Here is a 3,028-nt window from a genome sequence, read left to right as displayed (position 1 = left end):
GTGCTATGCGAAAGAATGGACATGCAATTCCCTCTGGCTTCGGACTGGACTTTAAGGTCAATATGACTTATTTGTGAGTAGAATTTGAGGAATCACGCAATGGCAAACGTTAACCTGATCCGCCGAGCCGAAATTGGACGCGAAAAGCGCGTGAGGACCCGTGCGCAGCTTGTTGAAGCGGCCAATGCGCTGTTTGCCGGACGGGCCGTGGAATCCGTCACGGTCGATGACGTGGTTCAGGAGGCTGGCGTCGCGAAGGGAACGTTCTACACTCATTTTGATAGCCTGGAAGCATTGACCGCGGCGGTCGCAGAGGAATTGGTCCAGTCGTTCGATAAACTGCTGCAGCCGGGCCGGGCCTCCATCGCCGAGCCTGCCCTGCGCATTGCCTTCGGCTGCAGAGCATTCATCGACAAGGCGCTCAGCGACTCCCGATGGGCCGCAGTTGCCGCAAGAATGGCGGCCGCCAATCCACAAAGCGGCGAGATCCTGCGCCGCCATCTTCTCGAGGACCTCCAACACTTATCGGAGGATCCGCCGTCCGCGCAGCTGAAACTCGAGATTGTCGTTGGGATTATGCTCCACATGTTGCGCGTCCTCGGTGAAGGCAGGCTGTCCTCGTTCGACCCTGACGCTATCGTCAGTACCATCTTGCGCGCCATCGGCCTCAGTCCCCAGCAGGCGAGATCGGTGCTCAAGCGCCTGCCAGCTGCTGGTATGGAGAAGTCCTTGCGAACCACGGCGGGCTGATAAGTATCCGGCGGACAAACTCCGTGTGCCGAGGGTCTCAAGAATAGCCCGGCCCGGCATAGTCATCATGTCGATACGGATAGGCCCTCAAGCGGAGCGCTCCCGAGTGCTCGAAGCGCCGCCTCGAGGGCTTTGCAAGTCAAATCAGGCGTTGGGGCTCGCTCGAAAGTGCCTCGTGTCACCTGCAGCCAAATTCCGACGAAGATGTCAGTGGCGAGTTCCGGGTCCAGCACGGCCATGTGCCCTTGTCTTATGGCTTCGGCGATATCGGCCGTAAGCTTCTTGCGAAATCCGCGGCCGAACTCGTTCGGCTTTTGCGAGGTTTGAACTACGAGCCGCGCCCAGGCAGGATCTGAAACCGCCTTTTCCAGGGATTGCGCAAATGCAAAGGACAGGCGCGCGACCGGATTGCTTAACCCCGCATGAGGAGGTGTCAGCACCTCGTCAAAGCTCCGTTCCAGCTGTACATTCACCGCTGCAATCAACTCCTCGACGTTGCCGAAGTGATAGTAAAACGTGCCCTTGGCGAGGCCCGCCGCCTCTGCCACGGCATCCAAGGTCAGCGCCGCCCCTTCCGCAAGCAGCGTGGCTCCCGCCTTGACGATTTGGGCGCGTGTCCTGTCCCGCCGGTCGCGTCCGATTTTTGCCCGCCGTGCCAGATCAATCTTCGCCATTAGCCATCCCCGTTCGATATTTCATATTGACCTTTTAGTCGAAATGACATAAATGTGCAATTAAGATATAATGGACGATTGCCCGATTGCTATGAAATCCTGTTGCTACACACGTGCGAGGTCATTGATGCCATCCCTTCTTCATCTCGATTCCAGCATACTCGGGGAAAACTCGGTGAGCCGGGCGCTTTCGGCGGCGGTGGTCGCACGGATCCAGTCTCTCGATCCGATGACTGAAGTGGTCTATCGCGATCTTGCGGCCCAACCGATCCCGCACCTGTCGGGCAAATACGTGGGCGTGGTCCGGGCGGGTCTGGAAGCCGGCCAGGATGCTGCATTAAAGGCGGACCTTGCGCTGGGAGCAAACGTTCTGGAGGAGTTTTTGGCCGCAGACACGGTCGTTCTTGGCGTCGCGCAGTACAATTTCAGCGTGCCCAGCCAGCTGAAGGCGTGGATCGACCGTATCGCGGTCCCCGGCAAGACCTTCCGTTACACGGAAAAGGGACCCCAAGGTTTGCTTGGCAGCAAACGAGTCATCGTAGCGCTTGCGCGCGGCGGCTTTTACGGACCGGGCTCCCCCGCCGAGAATTTCGAGCACACGCTGAGTTATTTGAAGAGCGTGTTCGCCTTCGTTGGAATCGTTGATCCTGAAGTCATCACTGCCGACGGCGTCAATATCAGCGCCCAGCAGCGCGAGATATCGCTAAAGGCGGCGCAGGCCGAGATCAGTACCCTTGCGATAGCATAAATGCTTGGCTGCATCCTTCATGGCGCGGTGCTGACGGAACCCTACCGGTAAATTGCAGGCTGAACCAACCCTAGTTTAATCCTGGTGTTGTAAGGACAAATTTCCTTCGAGAGGCTGGTAGGTGGTTTCAGCGGCAAAGCGCGAGCTACTCGTAACATCAATAGCGGTCCTCACGGATGGACACCGACTTCGATCATGGCCTTGACCAAGCCGGACTTGTCGCCTGTCCAACGCGCCATAGCCTCGGGTATGTGCTCCAGTGACGTCCGGTGGGTCACCAGCTTCGATACCGGAACGGCACCGTTCAGAATCGACGCCGCAACGCGCTCGAAGTCTCCACGTAATGCATTGCGACTGCCGAACAGCATCATTTCGCGCTTGTGGAACTCCGGATCAGAGAACCGGATGATATCCTTCACGATACTGACGAGGACAAGCGTGCCGCCATGCGCAACGTAACCGAAGGCCGCCTCCATCGACCTTCTATTGCCGGTGGCGTCGAACACGACGTCGAAACCATCGTCACCAGTGACCGAGCAAGATTTTCCCCACATGTCGACTGGTTCTAAGTCAAGCTGTCGTTTGGCAAATTCCAGCCTGTCCTGCGCGGCGTCCACAATCGAAACCGCGTGCCCTGCGAGCCTGGAAAACAGGGCTACGCCCAGACCGATCGGCCCAGCGCCGACGACAACGATCCGTCTTCCCTTCTCCGCCAGAGACCGACGCACGGCATGCGCGCCGATGGCCAGGAATTCCACTGCCGCGGCGTCGCTTAGCGAGAGCCCGGCCGTGGGATAGAGATTGCCGGCGGGAACCAGCATCCGCTCGCACATACCACCGTCGCGGTGCACGCCGA

4 protein-coding genes are annotated in these 3,028 nt (G+C 58.7%); 2 read left to right on the top strand and 2 right to left on the bottom strand.

The window, feature by feature from the left end; all coding sequences use genetic code 11:
• The first annotated feature begins 99 nt into the window (after positions 1 to 99).
• Positions 100 to 750, top strand: coding sequence for a TetR/AcrR family transcriptional regulator (locus AAAB35_RS10350; protein WP_340668198.1), 651 nt, complete (start codon positions 100 to 102; stop codon positions 748 to 750).
• A 65-nt stretch (positions 751 to 815) separates the two neighbouring features.
• Here the strand turns inward: AAAB35_RS10350 and AAAB35_RS10345 are convergent, their stop codons facing one another.
• Positions 816 to 1,424, bottom strand: coding sequence for a TetR/AcrR family transcriptional regulator (locus tag AAAB35_RS10345; RefSeq protein ID WP_340668197.1), 609 nt, complete (start codon positions 1,422 to 1,424; stop codon positions 816 to 818).
• A 127-nt stretch (positions 1,425 to 1,551) separates the two neighbouring features.
• On the opposite strand from AAAB35_RS10345, the gene AAAB35_RS10340 reads away from it, so the two are divergent.
• Positions 1,552 to 2,172 (top strand): FMN-dependent NADH-azoreductase, encoded by a 621-nt coding sequence (locus tag AAAB35_RS10340; RefSeq protein ID WP_340668196.1) that lies wholly within the window; start codon positions 1,552 to 1,554, stop codon positions 2,170 to 2,172.
• Between the two features lie 170 nt (positions 2,173 to 2,342).
• On the opposite strand, the gene AAAB35_RS10335 is transcribed toward AAAB35_RS10340, so the two are convergent.
• The coding region (locus AAAB35_RS10335) for a zinc-binding dehydrogenase (protein WP_340668195.1) at positions 2,343 to 3,028 on the bottom strand (686 nt) is incomplete at its 5' end.

The organism is Phyllobacterium sp. (assembly GCF_037994425.1).
In the GTDB taxonomy this organism is placed as follows: Bacteria; Pseudomonadota; Alphaproteobacteria; order Rhizobiales; family Rhizobiaceae; genus Phyllobacterium.
The sequence above is the reverse complement of the archived record's forward strand: the minus strand, read 5'-3'. Positions and strand labels throughout refer to the sequence as shown.